The sequence below is a fragment of the Mesorhizobium sp. P2_F5 genome, assembly GCF_056403715.1.
Genome location: NZ_JBFUEY010000003.1, coordinates 111,357 through 125,503 on the forward strand (window position 1 = coordinate 111,357; position 14,147 = coordinate 125,503).

14 protein-coding genes are annotated in these 14,147 nt (G+C 62.9%); 11 read left to right on the plus strand and 3 right to left on the minus strand.

Translation table 11 applies throughout. The features are described from left to right. Window positions 1-3: 3 nt before the first annotated feature. Window positions 4-1,170 (minus strand): ATP-grasp domain-containing protein, encoded by a 1,167-nt coding sequence (locus tag AC1DYO_RS04560; protein WP_477260743.1) that lies wholly within the window; start codon window positions 1,168-1,170, stop codon window positions 4-6. A gap of 516 nt (window positions 1,171-1,686) precedes the next feature. On the opposite strand from AC1DYO_RS04560, the gene leuA reads away from it, so the two are divergent. The 4 genes from leuA to AC1DYO_RS04580 all read left to right on the plus strand — a co-directional run bounded on the left by leuA (window position 1,687) and on the right by AC1DYO_RS04580 (window position 6,930). Beyond that, the gene (gene leuA / locus AC1DYO_RS04565) at window positions 1,687-3,363 is read left to right on the plus strand and encodes a 2-isopropylmalate synthase (RefSeq protein WP_477261451.1); all 1,677 of its coding nucleotides are present in this window, start codon (window positions 1,687-1,689) and stop codon (window positions 3,361-3,363) included. A 194-nt stretch (window positions 3,364-3,557) separates the two neighbouring features. Then, the gene (locus AC1DYO_RS04570) at window positions 3,558-5,327 is read left to right on the plus strand and encodes a hypothetical protein (protein ID WP_477260745.1); all 1,770 of its coding nucleotides are present in this window, start codon (window positions 3,558-3,560) and stop codon (window positions 5,325-5,327) included. Window positions 5,328-5,432: 105 nt separating this feature from the next. Further along, on the plus strand, window positions 5,433-6,236 hold the full coding sequence (locus tag AC1DYO_RS04575) for an alpha/beta fold hydrolase (protein WP_477260747.1): 804 nt from the start codon (window positions 5,433-5,435) through the stop codon (window positions 6,234-6,236). Window positions 6,237-6,312: 76 nt separating this feature from the next. Further along, the gene (locus AC1DYO_RS04580; RefSeq protein ID WP_477260749.1) at window positions 6,313-6,930 is read left to right on the plus strand and encodes a hypothetical protein; all 618 of its coding nucleotides are present in this window, start codon (window positions 6,313-6,315) and stop codon (window positions 6,928-6,930) included. Here the strand turns inward: AC1DYO_RS04580 and AC1DYO_RS04585 are convergent. Next, window positions 6,920-7,852 (minus strand): metallophosphoesterase family protein, encoded by a 933-nt coding sequence (locus AC1DYO_RS04585; RefSeq protein ID WP_477261453.1) that lies wholly within the window; start codon window positions 7,850-7,852, stop codon window positions 6,920-6,922. The two genes, AC1DYO_RS04580 and AC1DYO_RS04585, sit on opposite strands and share 11 nt — an antisense overlap. A gap of 71 nt (window positions 7,853-7,923) precedes the next feature. On the opposite strand from AC1DYO_RS04585, the gene AC1DYO_RS04590 reads away from it, so the two are divergent. Both AC1DYO_RS04590 and AC1DYO_RS04595 read left to right on the plus strand, forming a co-directional pair. Next, entirely contained in the window at window positions 7,924-8,424 is a 501-nt protein-coding gene (locus tag AC1DYO_RS04590) for an NUDIX domain-containing protein (protein WP_477260751.1), read from the plus strand. Between the two features lie 65 nt (window positions 8,425-8,489). Then, window positions 8,490-8,966: an ABZJ_00895 family protein gene (locus tag AC1DYO_RS04595; protein ID WP_477260753.1), complete on the plus strand. Its 477-nt coding sequence runs from the start codon at window positions 8,490-8,492 to the stop codon at window positions 8,964-8,966. A gap of 21 nt (window positions 8,967-8,987) precedes the next feature. Here AC1DYO_RS04595 and AC1DYO_RS04600 read toward each other — a convergent pair whose 3' ends face one another. Continuing rightward, window positions 8,988-9,974: a glutathione S-transferase family protein gene (locus tag AC1DYO_RS04600; protein WP_477260755.1), complete on the minus strand. Its 987-nt coding sequence runs from the start codon at window positions 9,972-9,974 to the stop codon at window positions 8,988-8,990. Window positions 9,975-10,244: 270 nt separating this feature from the next. On the opposite strand from AC1DYO_RS04600, the gene AC1DYO_RS04605 reads away from it, so the two are divergent. From AC1DYO_RS04605 to AC1DYO_RS04625, 5 genes are all read left to right on the plus strand, one after another. Then, window positions 10,245-10,781: a GNAT family N-acetyltransferase gene (locus AC1DYO_RS04605; RefSeq protein WP_477260757.1), complete on the plus strand. Its 537-nt coding sequence runs from the start codon at window positions 10,245-10,247 to the stop codon at window positions 10,779-10,781. 105 nt (window positions 10,782-10,886) lie between these two features. Then, on the plus strand, window positions 10,887-11,648 hold the full coding sequence (locus tag AC1DYO_RS04610; protein WP_112561149.1) for a 3-hydroxyacyl-CoA dehydrogenase: 762 nt from the start codon (window positions 10,887-10,889) through the stop codon (window positions 11,646-11,648). 6 nt (window positions 11,649-11,654) lie between these two features. Beyond that, the gene (locus tag AC1DYO_RS04615; RefSeq protein WP_477260760.1) at window positions 11,655-12,827 is read left to right on the plus strand and encodes a CaiB/BaiF CoA transferase family protein; all 1,173 of its coding nucleotides are present in this window, start codon (window positions 11,655-11,657) and stop codon (window positions 12,825-12,827) included. 36 nt (window positions 12,828-12,863) lie between these two features. After that, entirely contained in the window at window positions 12,864-13,634 is a 771-nt protein-coding gene (locus tag AC1DYO_RS04620) for a HugZ family pyridoxamine 5'-phosphate oxidase (RefSeq protein ID WP_477260762.1), read from the plus strand. Between the two features lie 158 nt (window positions 13,635-13,792). Further along, window positions 13,793-14,131 carry an ArsR/SmtB family transcription factor gene (locus AC1DYO_RS04625; RefSeq protein WP_181061271.1) on the plus strand — a complete coding sequence of 113 codons (339 nt, stop codon included), beginning with the start codon at window positions 13,793-13,795 and terminating at the stop codon, window positions 14,129-14,131. Window positions 14,132-14,147 lie beyond the last annotated feature (16 nt).

Sequence of the window (14,147 nt, forward strand, 5' to 3'; positions counted from 1 at the left end):
GCCTCACGCCTTTTCCGCGTGGATATAGGCGACGGCCTCGCGCAGCGCTGCTTCGTCCTTGGAGCGCATCTGGTAGGCGTAATTTCCCATGGCGCGGCTGAAAACCTTTTCTATCGGCTGATGATGGACGATCTTGTCGCGATGCGCGGCTAGCACGTCCTCATGGCTGTGCAAATAGTGGAGGTGATGCTTGCGACTGGCATAGGCGGTGAAATACTTGCCTTCGTAAGGCCCGCCGGCAGCGTCCTTCACTACCATGTCGGCCCATGCCGCATAGACGTCGATGTCGAACGTGTAGTTGATCGCATCGGTCATCCAGGCGCCGGGCGGGCGCATGTTGACCTCGAGCGCGATGACGCGGTCGTCCTTGGTTTCGAACAGCTCGATGTGGAAGAAGCGCTCGCGCACGTCGAACGCCTTCAGGATTTTCCTGCCCGCCTCCTCGACCGCGGGCCTGATCTTGGGAAAGCAGGTGTAGCTCATGTGGCGGTCCTTGTTGACCACCTCCATGACGCTCTGGTCGTAGCGGTGGCTGGCAGCAAGCACCACTTCGCCGTCACGGTTGACCAACCCGTCGAAGGTCACCACCAGGCCTTCGATGAACTGCTCCATGACGAAGGTCACATCCTCGGGCTTGTCCCGGAAGAACTGATCGAGCTCCTTGGCGTTGGAAATCTTGAAGGTGTTCGAGGCGCCCGAGCCGGAATCGGGCTTCACCACCACGGGATAGCCGACGCGACGGATGAAGGTCATGGCCCCGGCGCGATCGGAGCATTTGCGCTGCGCGATGGTGTCGACGCCGCTCTTGCGGAAGAAGGCGCGCATGCGGCTCTTGCGCTTCAGGTTCTTCACGAAATCGAGCTTGGTGCCGTAGATGTTGAAGTCGGTGCGGATATTGGCCTCAAGCTCCAGCCAATGCTCGTTGAGCGACTCGAAGCGGTCGATGCGGCCCCATTTATGGATGAAATGGCCCATCGCCCGGAACACCGGATCGTAATCCTCCATGTCGGCGATGCGGTAATATTCCGACAGTGCCGCCTTCAGCTTGCCGTCCAGCGCCTCGAAGGGCGCATCGCCAATGCCCAGCACCGTGGCGCCGGCCTTCTTCAGCCGGTCGCAGAAATCGGCGCCGTTGGCGGGAAAATGCGGCGAGAAGAAAACAAAATTCATGGACGACCTCCCCCGGCATCGCGACCTCGTCCATGCATGTCGCCCGGACTGCGAAGGAACGACGACACGCACGAAACAACACCAAGTCTGGCGTATTTGCCGCGCGCGGGGAAGAGGCCTGGAATGGGCGCAAATGCGCCTACTTGCCTCTCCATGGTCGCTCCTGTATGAAACCCGCCATGAACACGCGCGTCTCCTCCGTCGCTTCCCGTCCGACCGGCTTTGCCGGCGAGACCGTGCGCGCGCTGGCATCGACCCTGCTTCTTCTCGGCCTTATCGGCGATCGCCGGGTTCGCTGAAGGAGCGCCCGGCGGTCGAACCGCCGCTTACGCGCACGCTCCTTGGCCAGTTTAAAATTGGCACTTCACATCAAGCGAACGAAAATCTGGTAAGGCGCTGCTCGCCACCAATCCGTCTGAAGACCGATCCGTGAGCCGCCGGGAGAACAAGACGATGAACGCACGAGAAGATATCCGATCCGGCGAAGCCGAAAGCGTAAAACGCGCGGCCGGCCACATGCCGGGCGCTGCCCGCAAATACCAATCCTATCCGACCGTCGGCCTCACCGACCGCACCTGGCCCAACATGGTCATCGACAAGGCGCCGATCTGGTGTTCGGTCGATTTGCGCGACGGCAACCAGGCGCTGATCGATCCGATGGGCCATGAGCGCAAGGCGCGCATGTTCGCGCTGCTGCTCGACATGGGCTTCAAGGAGATCGAGATCGGTTTCCCCTCAGCCTCGCAGACCGATTTCGATTTCGCCCGCTGGTGCATCGAACAAGGCAATGTGCCGGCCGATGTCTCGCTGCAGGTGCTGGTGCAGTGCCGTCCCGAACTCATCACCCGTACGTTCGAGGCGCTGAAGGGCGCGACCAATCCGATCGTGCATTTCTACAATTCGACCAGTGAGTTGCAGCGCCGCGTCGTCTTCGAGAAAGACGTCGGCGGCATCAAGCGCATCGCCACCGACGCGGCCAAGATGATCACCGACATGGCGGCCAAGGCCGGCGGCGGTTACCGCTTCGAATATTCGCCGGAGAGCTTTACCGGCACCGAACTCGAAGTGGCGCTGGAGATCTGCAACGCCGTCACCGAGATCGTGAAGCCGACGCCCGACAACAAGTTGATCATCAACCTGCCGTCGACGGTCGAAATGTCGACGCCCAACATCTATGCCGACCGCATCGAATGGATGTGCCGCAATCTCGACAACCGCGAAAACCTGTTGATTTCACTGCACCCGCACAATGATCGCGGCACCGGCATCGCCACCACCGAGCTCGGCCTGATGGCGGGCGCGGACCGCGTCGAAGGCACGCTGTTCGGCAATGGCGAGCGCACCGGCAATGTCGACATCGTCACCCTGGCGCTCAACATGTACACCCAAGGCGTCGATCCGCATCTGGATTGCTCCGACATCAACCGGATGAAGGACGTCTACGAATATTCCAACCAGCTGAAGATCCCCGAGCGCCACCCCTATGTCGGCGAGCTCGTCTACACCGCCTTTTCCGGCTCGCACCAGGACGCCATCAACAAGGGCATGAAGGCGCTGAAGAAGGCCAACACGCCGGTGTGGGAAGTGCCCTATCTGCCGATCGACCCGGCCGATGTCGGGCGCAGCTACGAGGCGATCATCCGCATCAACTCGCAGTCCGGCAAAGGCGGCATCGCCTACGTGCTGCAGGCCGATTACGGCCTCAATCTGCCGCGCAATCTGCAGATCGAGTTCAGCCAGGAGATCCAGGCGATCACCGACGCGGAAGGCAAGGAAGTGCCGGCAAAGCGCATCCACGACCGCTTCCTCGAGACCTACGTCGACCAGCCTGGCGGTCGGCTCAAATTCCTCGACCACCACACCTATCCCGATACCGAGATAAAGGCCCGGCGCGTGGTCGAGGCGGTGATCCTCGACAACGGCAAGGAGACGACCATCACCGGCTCCGGCACCGGCCCGATCGACGGCTTCGTCGATGCGCTGTCGCGCCATGTCGGCGTCGACATGTCGGTGCTTGATTATTCCGAACATTCGCTCCAGCGCGGCTCGAACGCCTCGGCGATCTCCTATGTCGAGATGGAATATCCCGGCGGCAAGCTGTTCGGCGCCGGCATCAACACCAACATCGTCGCCGCCTCGCTGGAAGCCGTAGTTTCGGCCGCCAACCGGATAATCGGCCGCAAGACCAGCTGATCTCTTCCCGGGCGTCGTATCTCAGCGGCGCCCGGAAATCCCCCATTTGCCGGGGGAAATTCCGATTTTTTCGTGTTAACCATCGGCAATTATCCGGTGCGGTACGTGATCGCATAATATTTGGATGCTTGTGTGGTGGTGCAGGCGCTATATTATCGCGCCTTAACCTGTGCCGACTTCGAGAGGATCGACACTTGCAGCATGCCACGCCTGCCGCCCCCGCAGTGCGCGAAACACTGGAGCGACTGCTCGCCAGCGAAACGTTCGGACGTTCCGAGCGTGCACGCAAGTTGCTGCGCTACCTTGTGGAGCGCGAGCAAGCCGGCGAAGCTGACAGACTCAAGGGTTTCTCCATCGCCATGGACGTCTTCGGCAAGGACGGCGATTTCGATTCGTCGACCGACGCCGTGGTCAGGGTGCAAGCAGGCAGGCTGCGCGAACTTCTCCAGCATTATTTCGCCAATGAAGGCGTAGCCGAACCGGTCCGCATCGCCATTCCGCGCGGCGGCTATGTGCCGTCCTATGAACTCAACGCCATACGCCTGCCGGTAGGGCAGGAGCCGGTGGCGCTGGCGCAGGCGGTAGCCGCCTTGCCCGGATCGCCTGACCAGGCGGCTCCTGCCGCGCTTCCCGGGACAACTTCGTTGGTTACAGAACCCGGACCTTCGCTGGCCCGCCATCTCCAGTTCTTCTGGGTCGCCATGACGCTGGTCATCCTCATGCTGGGTGTGCTCATCCTGCGCCAGGGCAGCGGCGCACTGCTTGCCAGCAGCGATCCGGCGGCGGTGGTCGAGACCGCGGGCGCGACGAGCAGCATCGCATCGTCGACGATGGAGGCCCTGCCCCTCGTCTACATCGCAGTGAAGGCCACCGGCCCCGAGGCCGGCCGCGTCGCCGCCTCGCTGCGCGCCGGTCTTGCCGGTTTCGACACCATCGACTTCATCGGCCGCGACGCCGACAGCAAGCGCGACCCAAGCACCGACCCGACCAGCTTCGTTTTCGATGTCCTGCCGGGACCCATGGCAGGTGACGTGACGCTCGAGTTGCAGAGCGTGGCGACCGGCCGCGTGCTTTTGTCGCGCAATCTGACGGCCGGCGACAGCGCGCCTGGTATCGTCGAGGATCGTATCGCCACCATCCTCAGTTCGACCATTCCCGCCGCCGGCCCGCTCTACAGCTACATCGAACAAAACGGCATTCAGACCGGGCTGACGAGGTGCCTGATCCTCAACGACAGGTATTATCTCGACCAGAGCGCCAAGACTCACGAGGCCGCCTATCGCTGTCTGGAAAGCCTTGCCAGCCAAGGCGCGAAATCGTCGCTCGTTTATTCGGAACTGGCATCGCTCCATCTCGAGGCCGCGACCGATCACTACGCCTATCCGCCTGACGCGACGGTCGAACAAGCGATGTCTTTTGCCCATCGCGCCATCCAGATGGGGCCGACCAGCCCCTACGCGCACCGCGCATACGGTTACCTGTACTCGCGCCTCGGCAACACCGAGGAAGCAATCCGCTGGATGCGCAAGGCTTATGAGCTCAACCCCTACGACCTCAGCATGGCTGCCGCTTACGGCTATGGCCTGATCTTCGCCGGCAAGTATGCCGAGGGAACACCGATCCTGACCCATGCCGTCGAGACGTTCAGCGGCCACCCGACTTGGTGGGATTACGGGCTCTTCGCCGGACAGTTCATGCTGGGCGATATGAACAAGGCCGCAATCGCCAGCGAGTCGCTGCGCACGACGGCAATGAAATCGCATTATCTGGCGGCACGGCTGATCGGCGCCAAGGCTGCCGGCCGCGAGCAGCTGGCGGCCAAGCTTCTGGATGAGCTGACCACCAAATTCCCGAAATTCGCCGCTGACCCGCGTGCGGCTTACGCCGAGCGGAAATATCCCGCCGATCTGACCGAGCGGCTAGTGGAGGCGTTGCGCGCCGCGGGCCTCGGCAACGCGAGCTAATCTTTCCGGATCGCGAAAATTTTACTGGCCATCGATCTGGACTGGGCGCAATCCAGCCTCAATTCGAAATTTCCTGTCCGATCTTGCAATAATCATACATTTTTCATGGTCTCATCCCTCTATGTTGCCGAGCGGGGCGTCGGGCCGAAGACGGTCGTCCTGCTGCATGGCTTCGGCGGTTGCCACGACATCTGGCGCGAGGTGACCTCGGCACTGGCGCCCGGGATCAGAACACTGGCCTACGATCTTCCGGGACACGGACTGTCGCTCGATTTCCCGGGCGGCGGTCCCGCCAGGACGGCGGCTCGAGCGGTCCTCGCCGATCTGGCCGCGCGCGGCATAGCAACGGCGCATGTCGCCGGCCATTCGATGGGCGGTGCGGTCGCTGCGCTGATGGCGCTGGCCGAGCCTGAAAGGATAGGCTCGCTGACGCTTCTGGCGCCGGGCGGTTTTGGCCCGGAGATCAACGGACCGCTGTTGCGCCGCTACGCAGCGGTGGCCGACAGACGAGAAATTCGCGCCTGCCTTGCCGCCATGTCGGGGCCGCAAAGCCCGCCGCCCGAACGCATCGTTGGCGTCCTGGCGGAAGTGCGCCGGCGCCCCGGCCAGCTGCGCAAGCTGATCGAGATATCAGCCGTCATGACCAAGGATGAGCGGCAGGGCGTCATCCCCCGCGAACAGCTCGACCGGCTCGACATGCCGGTGATGGTGGTTTGGGGAACGGACGATCCAGTGCTGCCCGTTACCCAGGCTGATGGCCTGCCGGCGCATTTTCATATCCATCACGTGCTCGATGCCGGCCATATGCTGGTCGAGGAAGTGCCTGAGGTGGTCGCCCAGGCGGTACGCCGGAACATGGCACGCCACGGCCGGCGCCTGCGTCCGACACTTGGCGCCGCGGCAAGCTGAACCTCGCTGGGCATCTCGCCAGTGCATTTTGCCGGCGGCTGTGTTAACTCGCTATTAACCATATTAGCGAGGGATAATGAAGGACCCTGACGAGCAGTTCACCTCTTTAACCCCGTCGCGCAAACTGTCCGATGCCGTTCGCGACGTAAAGAACGCCTTCGCCGATCGCGACGATGTCGTGGTCGACATGCGCGAGGCGCACCGGATGCGGCTTGATCTGCTCGCCGCCGAACTCACCCCAGTCTTTGCCGACGTGCCCGCCGACATGGACAATTTCGACTTCGTACTCTCGTCGGGCCTGCAGCCGCGGCTGTGGATCGACGCCGTCAGCCATGTCGCCATGGGGCGCGACCGCCGCACCTACCGCTTCCTCAGGGATACCCGCATCGGCCGCGTCGTGCTTGCCGAATCGACCGATATGAAACCGGTAGCCGATCAGGTTACGCGCTATGTGGCGGAGCGCATCGTCGAGCGTCAGCGTATGATGGAGGGCGGCGTCGAGCCGGCCGTTGCCGGCCTGAGCCGCGCCACCGTGCGGGAAGCCGAACCACCCTTGCAAGCAACCGCGCCCGGCAAGCGCTGGTCGACCTTCCTGTCCGGCCTCGTCCTGATCGCCGCCGGCGCCCTAGTTGGCCTTGCTGTGTCGGCCGTGCTGTTTTGGGATCGCATCCTGGCGATGAAGATCAGCTTCTGATCAGCGATTTTGCCTCGGCATCGACGCCGAGTTCCACCACCTGCAGGTCCGACGGCGGCATGGCCAGCCCGGTCAGGCCGCGTCGCGTCAGCCGGATCCGCCAGCTGCCCTTTTCCCCGTCAATGTCGAGCAGATTATACTGTGCCGCCGGGTTCTTGCCGCCTGGCGACTGCCCGGCAGCCGCGACGCCGACAACCGGAATCCTGGTGCCGCGTCCGCCGATGAAGAACAGTGACGGCAGGTGCGAATGACCGTGCAGCACAAGCTCGGCGCCGTGCCGGTGAACGGTCTTGTGGAAGCGGGAGATACCGAAGAGGCGCTTTTGCTGGGTGACAGCGCCGCGCACTGGCGGATGATGGATCATGATCACCCGCAGCAGGCCGCGTTTGGCGGTTGCGTCGAGCACCGAGGCCAGCCTTTGCGCCTGTCCCTCGAGGAAGAAGCCGTTGGCCATGAACGGCGCCGTGGCGCGCGCAGTCGAGACGCCGATCAGCGCGACGTTGCCGCGCACGCGCAGATAGGGAAAGGTGTTGCGGTCGATCGGCGCAGTCACGCCGTCGCCGGTCATCCATGCTGCCCAGGAGCGGCAGACCTTGTCGAAGGCGCCCGGCACATAGGCATCGTGATTACCCGGCACCACCGAGACATCCTCCGGAGGGCCTAGCGTCTCCAGCCAGTGCTTTGCCATCTCGATCTCGCCATCCAGCGCCAGATTGACCAGATCGCCGGTGACGGCGAGATGGTCGGGACCGCTCGCCTTCATGTCGGCGACGATGGTGTCGATGACGGCGTCGTGCATATGGCGGCGGCGGTTGCGCTGCCAGTTGACGTAGCCGACCACGCGCTTGGACGCGAGTTCGCGATAGGTTACACCGGGAAGCGGCCCCAGATGGACATCGGAAATATGCGCGAGCCTGAACATCCTTCCTTCATAGGCGACGCGCCCCCCGCTTTCCACTCACTGTTTCCTGTCCACTCGCGGTTTCGCTAGCGATGGCGATATCGGACCCGGAGCAGGCGTTTCGCCAGACCGGCTGGGCGGGCCTCAGGGCAAGGCTGTTCCATCTGTATTTCCTGCTGCGGCGGCCCATTACCCTTGGCGTGCGCGGCCTGATCCACGACCGCGCGTCGAACTCCGTCTTCCTCAYCCGCCACACCTATGTTCCCGGCTGGCAGTTGCCGGGCGGTGGCGTCGAGGTGGGCGAAACGCTTGGCGAAGCACTGGCGCGGGAATTGACGGAGGAAGGCAACATCGCACTTACCGCCCCGCCGGTCTTGAGATCAATGCATTTCAACCGCCGCTCCAGCCGCCGCGACCACGTTGCCTTCTACGTGATCGAGGCCTTCAGTCAGACGGCGCCGAAACTGCCGGACCACGAGATCGCCGAAGCCGGCTTCTTCCCGCTCGACCGTCTGCCGGAAGGCACGACGCCGGCAACGCTGCGGCGGATCAATGAGGTTTTTGGAGGCGAACAACCTTCGCCCTATTGGTGAGCAGCGATTTATCTTGTCGTGAGGGGTCAAGCCGCTATTGTCACCTGAGCTCTGGGGAAAACTGAATGCCATCCGATAGGACCGAAGCCGTAAATCTGTGGCCCTATGTTGGGGTTTATATTTTGACACAGGTGATACTTTACTTGGCGTGGCTTGGTTTTGGCTTCCTGGTACCTACTCCGAACAGTGTTAACTCAGCCGCCAGCTTCGTCATTATATTTGCTTCGACATTTTTCGCCTACTCAGTGTTCATTCGGCGAAACGGAAGACTTTTTAACCGAGGTGAGTATTGGAGAATGGTGCTCTTTTCAACAGCAGCAGCATTGATGTTTTCAGCGGTATGTTTGCTGGTTTCAATTACAATCGGCATCGCGCCCGATGTCGCCGGCATCCCTGCTCTCGCCTGGATCATAGTGTTTGTCGTGTTGGCGGCTTTTGGCTTTTGCCTCAATGCAGTCGGCTTCTCCAAATGGTTCGGCAAGGTCATGCTGAAGACATTCAGTGCCAGACAGATCCAACTCGATACAGAACCCTTCAAATAGACAGATTGCCACCGCGCAGATTCACGCCGCCTTCCTGAACCGCGCCCGGTCATGCGGCGCGCCATAATCGAGTTCCGGCCCGACCGGCACGATGCGCGTCGGGTTGATGCTCTCGTGGCTGCCGTAATAATGCGTTTTGATGTGGTGCAGGTTCACCGTGCCGGCGACCCCGGGCACCTGGTAGAGATCGCGCAGATAGTTCGCCAGGTTCGGATAGTCGGCGATGCGGCGCAGATTGCATTTGAAATGTCCGACATAGACCGGGTCGAACCGCACCAGCGTCGTGAACAACCGCCAATCCGCCTCGGTGATGCGCTCGCCGGTGAGATAGCGCTGTTTTGACAGCCTCTCCTCCAGCGTGTCGAGTGCCGAGAACAGCTCTCCAAACGCTTCCTCATAGGCCACCTGCGTGGTGGCAAAGCCGGCGCGGTAGACGCCATTGTTGATGGCCGGATAGACCAGCGCATTGATCTTTTCGATCTCGCCGCGCAGCGCCGGCGGATAGAAATCAATGCTGGCATCGCCCCATTCGTCGAAGGCGGAATTGAGCATGCGGATGATCTCGGCGGATTCGTTGGAGACGATGGTCTGTTCCTTTTTGTCCCACAGCACCGGCACCGAAACTCGGCCCGAATAGGCGGGATCGGCTTTGGTGTAGATCTGATGCAGGAAATCGAGGCCGTAGAGCGTGTCGCCGGTGGCGCCGTCCTCAGCCAGAAAAGTCCAGCCGTCGGCGCCGAGGAAATGATGCACGACCGAAACCGAGATGATGTCTTCGAGCTTCTTCAGTGCGCGAAAGATCAGCGTGCGGTGCGCCCACGGACAGGCGAGCGAGACGTAAAGATGATAGCGGCCGGGCTCAGCCTTGAAGCCGCGCGTGCGGCCTTGCGCCGGCGCGCCGTCACGCGTGATCCAGTCGCGCCACTGCGTCTCGGCGCGGATGAACCTGCCGCCGCTATCGACCTTGGCCGAGCGATCCTGCCATTTGCCTTCGACCAGCAATCCCATGCGAAATCTCCTTGTGTCCGTTTCGCCAATGTAGGCGTAACGCGGCAATGTCGAAGGCGTCATCTGCTGAACAGAGCGTCACTCGTCCGAAACGCCTGATGAAAACGGCCGATTGCAGCGGCCGAAAAATGATGCTAGCGGACACTCCGCATGTTCGACTTTGCCTCGATACGGTTTGACCGACGACGAAAGGGCGCCCGCGCTTGATGCGCTGACTGGCGAACGCTGCCGCTTGCAGCAACCTTCCTCGTATATCGGACCGCGAAGACCATGAGCCTTGCCGACGTGAAATACCTGCCGGAAACTCCGGCGCATGACCCCCAAATCGAAGCCATCAACGACCAAGCCTTCGGCCCCGGCCGTTTCGTGCTGGCCGCCTACAAGATCCGCGAGGCCGGCGGCCACGAGCGCTCGCTGTCCTTTGTCGCCGTCGACGGTGACATCGTCGTTGCCTCGGTGCGGATGACCCGCATTGCCGCCGGAGCCGGCCGCGCGCTGATGCTTGGACCGCTTGCCGTGCGGCCCGCTTTCAAGAATCTCGGCATCGGCCGCCGGTTGGTGGCGATCGCACTGGAAGCGGCCGTCAAGGCCGGCGCTCCGGCGGTGATCCTTGTCGGCGACGAGCCTTATTACGGCCCGCTCGGCTTCAGGAAGATCCCGCGCGGCCAGATCTCCATGCCGCGCCCGGTCGACCTCGACCGGCTGCTGTCGCATGAGATCGTGCCCGGTGCGGTGGCGCGGCTCTCTGGCGAGGTCGGCCATGCCAGCCTTGCCAGGATTGCCGAGCACGCGCCGGTGATGGCCTGACCTTCAGAACCCGTCCCGGCACCTGTCGCGATTGATCCCCTCGGTCAGGTTGCGCCATGGCGGCGACCTCCGTAGCATGACCCGCAAAAGCAGGGAGGACGCGGCATGAACCCGAACGGCCAGATTGCGATCGTAACCGGCGGCGGCTCCGGCCTCGGCGAGGCAACCGCCCGCGCGCTGGCCGACAAGGGCGCCCGCGTTGCCATTTTTGATATCGGCATCGACCGGGCGGCGAAGGTGGCAGGCGACATTGGCGGCACCGCCATCCAGTGCGACGTCAGCAGCGCCGACAGCGGTGCGGCGGCGGTCGCCGAGGTGGAAAAAAGGCTTGGACCCGCACGCATCCTGGTCAATTGCGCCGGCATCGCCATCGGTGTGAAGACCATCGGCAAGGATGGCCCGCACCCGCTCGACCAGTATCGCAAGGTGATCGAGATCAATTTGATCGGCACCTTCAACATGATCCGCCTCGTCGCCGACCGCGCCGCCAAACTCGAACCGTTGCAGGGCGGCGAGCGCGGTGTCATCGTCAACACCGCGTCGGTGGCCGCCTACGACGGGCAGATCGGCCAGGCCGCCTACGCCGCATCCAAGGGCGGCGTCGTCGGCATGACGCTGCCGGTCGCCCGCGATCTCGCGCGCTCCGGCATTCGCGTCTGCACCATCGCGCCGGGCATCTTCAAGACGCCGATGATGGCCGGCATGCCGCAGGAGGTGCAGGATTCGCTTGGTGCGGCCGTGCCTTTCCCGTCTCGCCTGGGCGAGCCGTCGGAATATGCGGCACTGGCACTGCATATCGTCGAGAACCAGATGCTGAACGGCGAAACCATCCGCCTCGACGGGGCGATCCGCATGGCGCCGAAATAGACGGCCATGGCGGCCGGCGCAGCCGCAGTGAAGACCGGCCCGCTGGCCGGCCTGAAAGTCATCGAGATGGCAGGGCTTGGCCCGGTGCCGCTAGCCGGGCTGATGCTGTCGGAGATGGGCGCCGAGGTACTGCGCATCGAGCGCACCGGCTCGGACCAGCCTTTGCTGCCGCTCTCCGATGCGCACAATCTCGACCGTCACGGCCGCTCCATCCTGGGCATTGACCTCAAGCAATCACCAGGCACCGAGCTGGTGCTGGGTCTCGTCGAGAAAGCCGATCTGCTGATTGAGGGCTTTCGCCCCGGGGTCATGGAGCGGCTCGGCATCGGTCCGGATGCCGCACTGGCGCGCAACCCGGCGCTGATCTATGGCCGCATGACCGGCTTCGGCCAGGACGGGCCGCTCGCAGACCGCTCCGGCCACGACATCACCTACCTAGCCTATTCCGGTGTGCTGCATGCCATCGGTCGGGAGGAAGGCCGGCCGGTGCCACCACTGAACCTGATCGCCGACAATGGCGGCGGCGCCATGATGCTGATCGCCGGCGTGCTCGCGGCGCTGTTTGAGCGTTCGCGCTCCGGCAAGGGCCAGGTGGTCGACGCGGCGATGGTCGAGGGCGCCTCGATGCTGGCGGCGCCCATTCACACCTTCATGGCGGCCGGCCTGTGGAGCGACCGGCGCGGTGCGAACCTGCTCGATTCCGGCGCGCCCTTCTACGACACCTATGAGACCGCGGACCCACGCCACGTCGCGGTCGGTTGCCTCGAACCGCGCTTTTTCGCCGAATTCGCCAACCTGCTGCCGCTCGGCGAGCATTTTATCCGCGGCCAGTACGACAAGGCGTTGTGGCCGGACATGCGCGCCGCCATTGCCGACCGGTTCCGGCAGAAGACGCGCGACGAGTGGGACGCATTGTTTACCGGAAGCGACGCCTGCGTCGCACCGGTCCTGTCATTGACCGAAGCCAGGGATCATCCACACAACCGCGCCCGTCACGCATTTGTGAAGGCTGGCGGGCTCGAACGCCCGGCGCCTGCGCCGCGCTTTTCCGCCTCGCAGCCGGCGCTTGCCACCATGCCGGACGATGATGACCAGCGGCCACAAATCGTGCTGGCGCGCTTCGGCTTTTCGGCGGATGAGATCAAAGCGCTTGTCAAATCCGGCATGATTGGCCAATAACTGGATGAAGAAAATCAACTTAACCCGGTGAGCATCTTGGACGAACCGAAGAAGGACGTCATTCGCGCGACGGACGCCGAAGCGATCAGGCTGGCTGGCACATTGATTCGCAGCGCCCGTTTCGGCGCCCTGGCGGTGATCGAGCCCACAACCGGTTCGCCGCTGGCCTCCAGGGTCGGCGTCGCCACCGACACCGATGGCGCGCCGCTGATCCTGGTCTCGGCGCTCTCCGCCCACACCGGTGCGATCCTCACCGACCCGCGCTGCTCGCTACTGGTCGGTGAACCCGGCAAGGGCGATCCGCTGGCGCACCCCAGGATAACCCTGGTTTGCCGGGCGCAGCCGCTTAAGCGCGGCTCGGGCGCCCATGCCCGCGCCGAGCGGCGTTATCTCAACCGCAATCCCAAGGCAAAGCTCTATTCCGGGCTCGGCGATTTCTCGATCTTCCGCCTCGAGCCGGAGCGCGCCAGCCTCAATGGCGGTTTCGGCAAGGCTTATATGCTCGACCGTGCCGATCTCATCAGCGATGGGCCGATCGTCGACGAGCTGGCCGCCAGCGAACAGTCGGCTCTCGACCACATGAATGCCGATCATCTCGACGCAATCGCCGTCTATGCTCATCATTTCGCCAAGGCCGAAGGTGATGGCTGGATCATGACCGGCTTCGACGCCGACGGCATGGACCTGGCATCGGGCGACACCGTTTGCCGGGTCTATTTTCCGCAACCATTGAATACCGCGCGCGACCTGCGACCCGTCCTCGTCGACATGGCCAAGGCCGGACGTGCGCCGGCTACGCAGGGTTAGCAAGGATAATCGTCATGAATCAAAAGCATGTCTTGAGATTTGGGCGAAATCATCTACGATTCACACGACGCTGAATCAGCAGCGTGATCCATCGCTGAATTATAGCACCTAACGCTATTTGCCCCCATAGCGTTCGGATGAGCAGGGAAACATGGGGCATGGTCTCGACCAAACTAATCGCCAATGCCGAATCGGCGGCGACATTTCTGACCCTTATGGGCAACGAAAAGCGGCTTTTGATCATGAGCTATCTGACCGACGGTGAAATGTCGGTCGGTGCCATCGCCGAAAAGGTAGTGCTCAGTCAGTCCGCTTTGTCGCAACATCTGGCCAAGCTCAGGGCGCTCGATCTTGTCGAGACCCGCCGCGACCGGCAGATGATCTACTATTCCTGCAAGTCGGAAGCCGTGCGCGAGCTGTTGCGCATGCTGGACGGCGTTTTCGGGATAGGCGACTTGTCCCAGATGGCAACGCGTCTGCGCCGCGCCGGGACTTGACCTGCGGCTCCGATCG

Coding starts and splice junctions, on each gene's coding strand:
- AC1DYO_RS04585 (WP_477261453.1), bottom strand. CDS start 7,852: ATGTTCAGGCTCGCGCATATTTCCGATGTCCATCTGGGGCCGCTTCCC.
- AC1DYO_RS04625 (WP_181061271.1), top strand. CDS start 13,793: ATGGTCTCGACCAAACTAATCGCCAATGCCGAATCGGCGGCGACATTT.
- AC1DYO_RS04605 (WP_477260757.1), top strand. CDS start 10,245: ATGAGCCTTGCCGACGTGAAATACCTGCCGGAAACTCCGGCGCATGAC.
- AC1DYO_RS04580 (WP_477260749.1), top strand. CDS start 6,313: ATGAAGGACCCTGACGAGCAGTTCACCTCTTTAACCCCGTCGCGCAAA.
- AC1DYO_RS04610 (WP_112561149.1), top strand. CDS start 10,887: ATGAACCCGAACGGCCAGATTGCGATCGTAACCGGCGGCGGCTCCGGC.
- AC1DYO_RS04575 (WP_477260747.1), top strand. CDS start 5,433: ATGGTCTCATCCCTCTATGTTGCCGAGCGGGGCGTCGGGCCGAAGACG.
- leuA (WP_477261451.1), top strand. CDS start 1,687: ATGCCGGGCGCTGCCCGCAAATACCAATCCTATCCGACCGTCGGCCTC.
- AC1DYO_RS04595 (WP_477260753.1), top strand. CDS start 8,490: ATGCCATCCGATAGGACCGAAGCCGTAAATCTGTGGCCCTATGTTGGG.
- AC1DYO_RS04600 (WP_477260755.1), bottom strand. CDS start 9,974: ATGGGATTGCTGGTCGAAGGCAAATGGCAGGATCGCTCGGCCAAGGTC.
- AC1DYO_RS04615 (WP_477260760.1), top strand. CDS start 11,655: ATGGCGGCCGGCGCAGCCGCAGTGAAGACCGGCCCGCTGGCCGGCCTG.
- AC1DYO_RS04560 (WP_477260743.1), bottom strand. CDS start 1,170: ATGAATTTTGTTTTCTTCTCGCCGCATTTTCCCGCCAACGGCGCCGAT.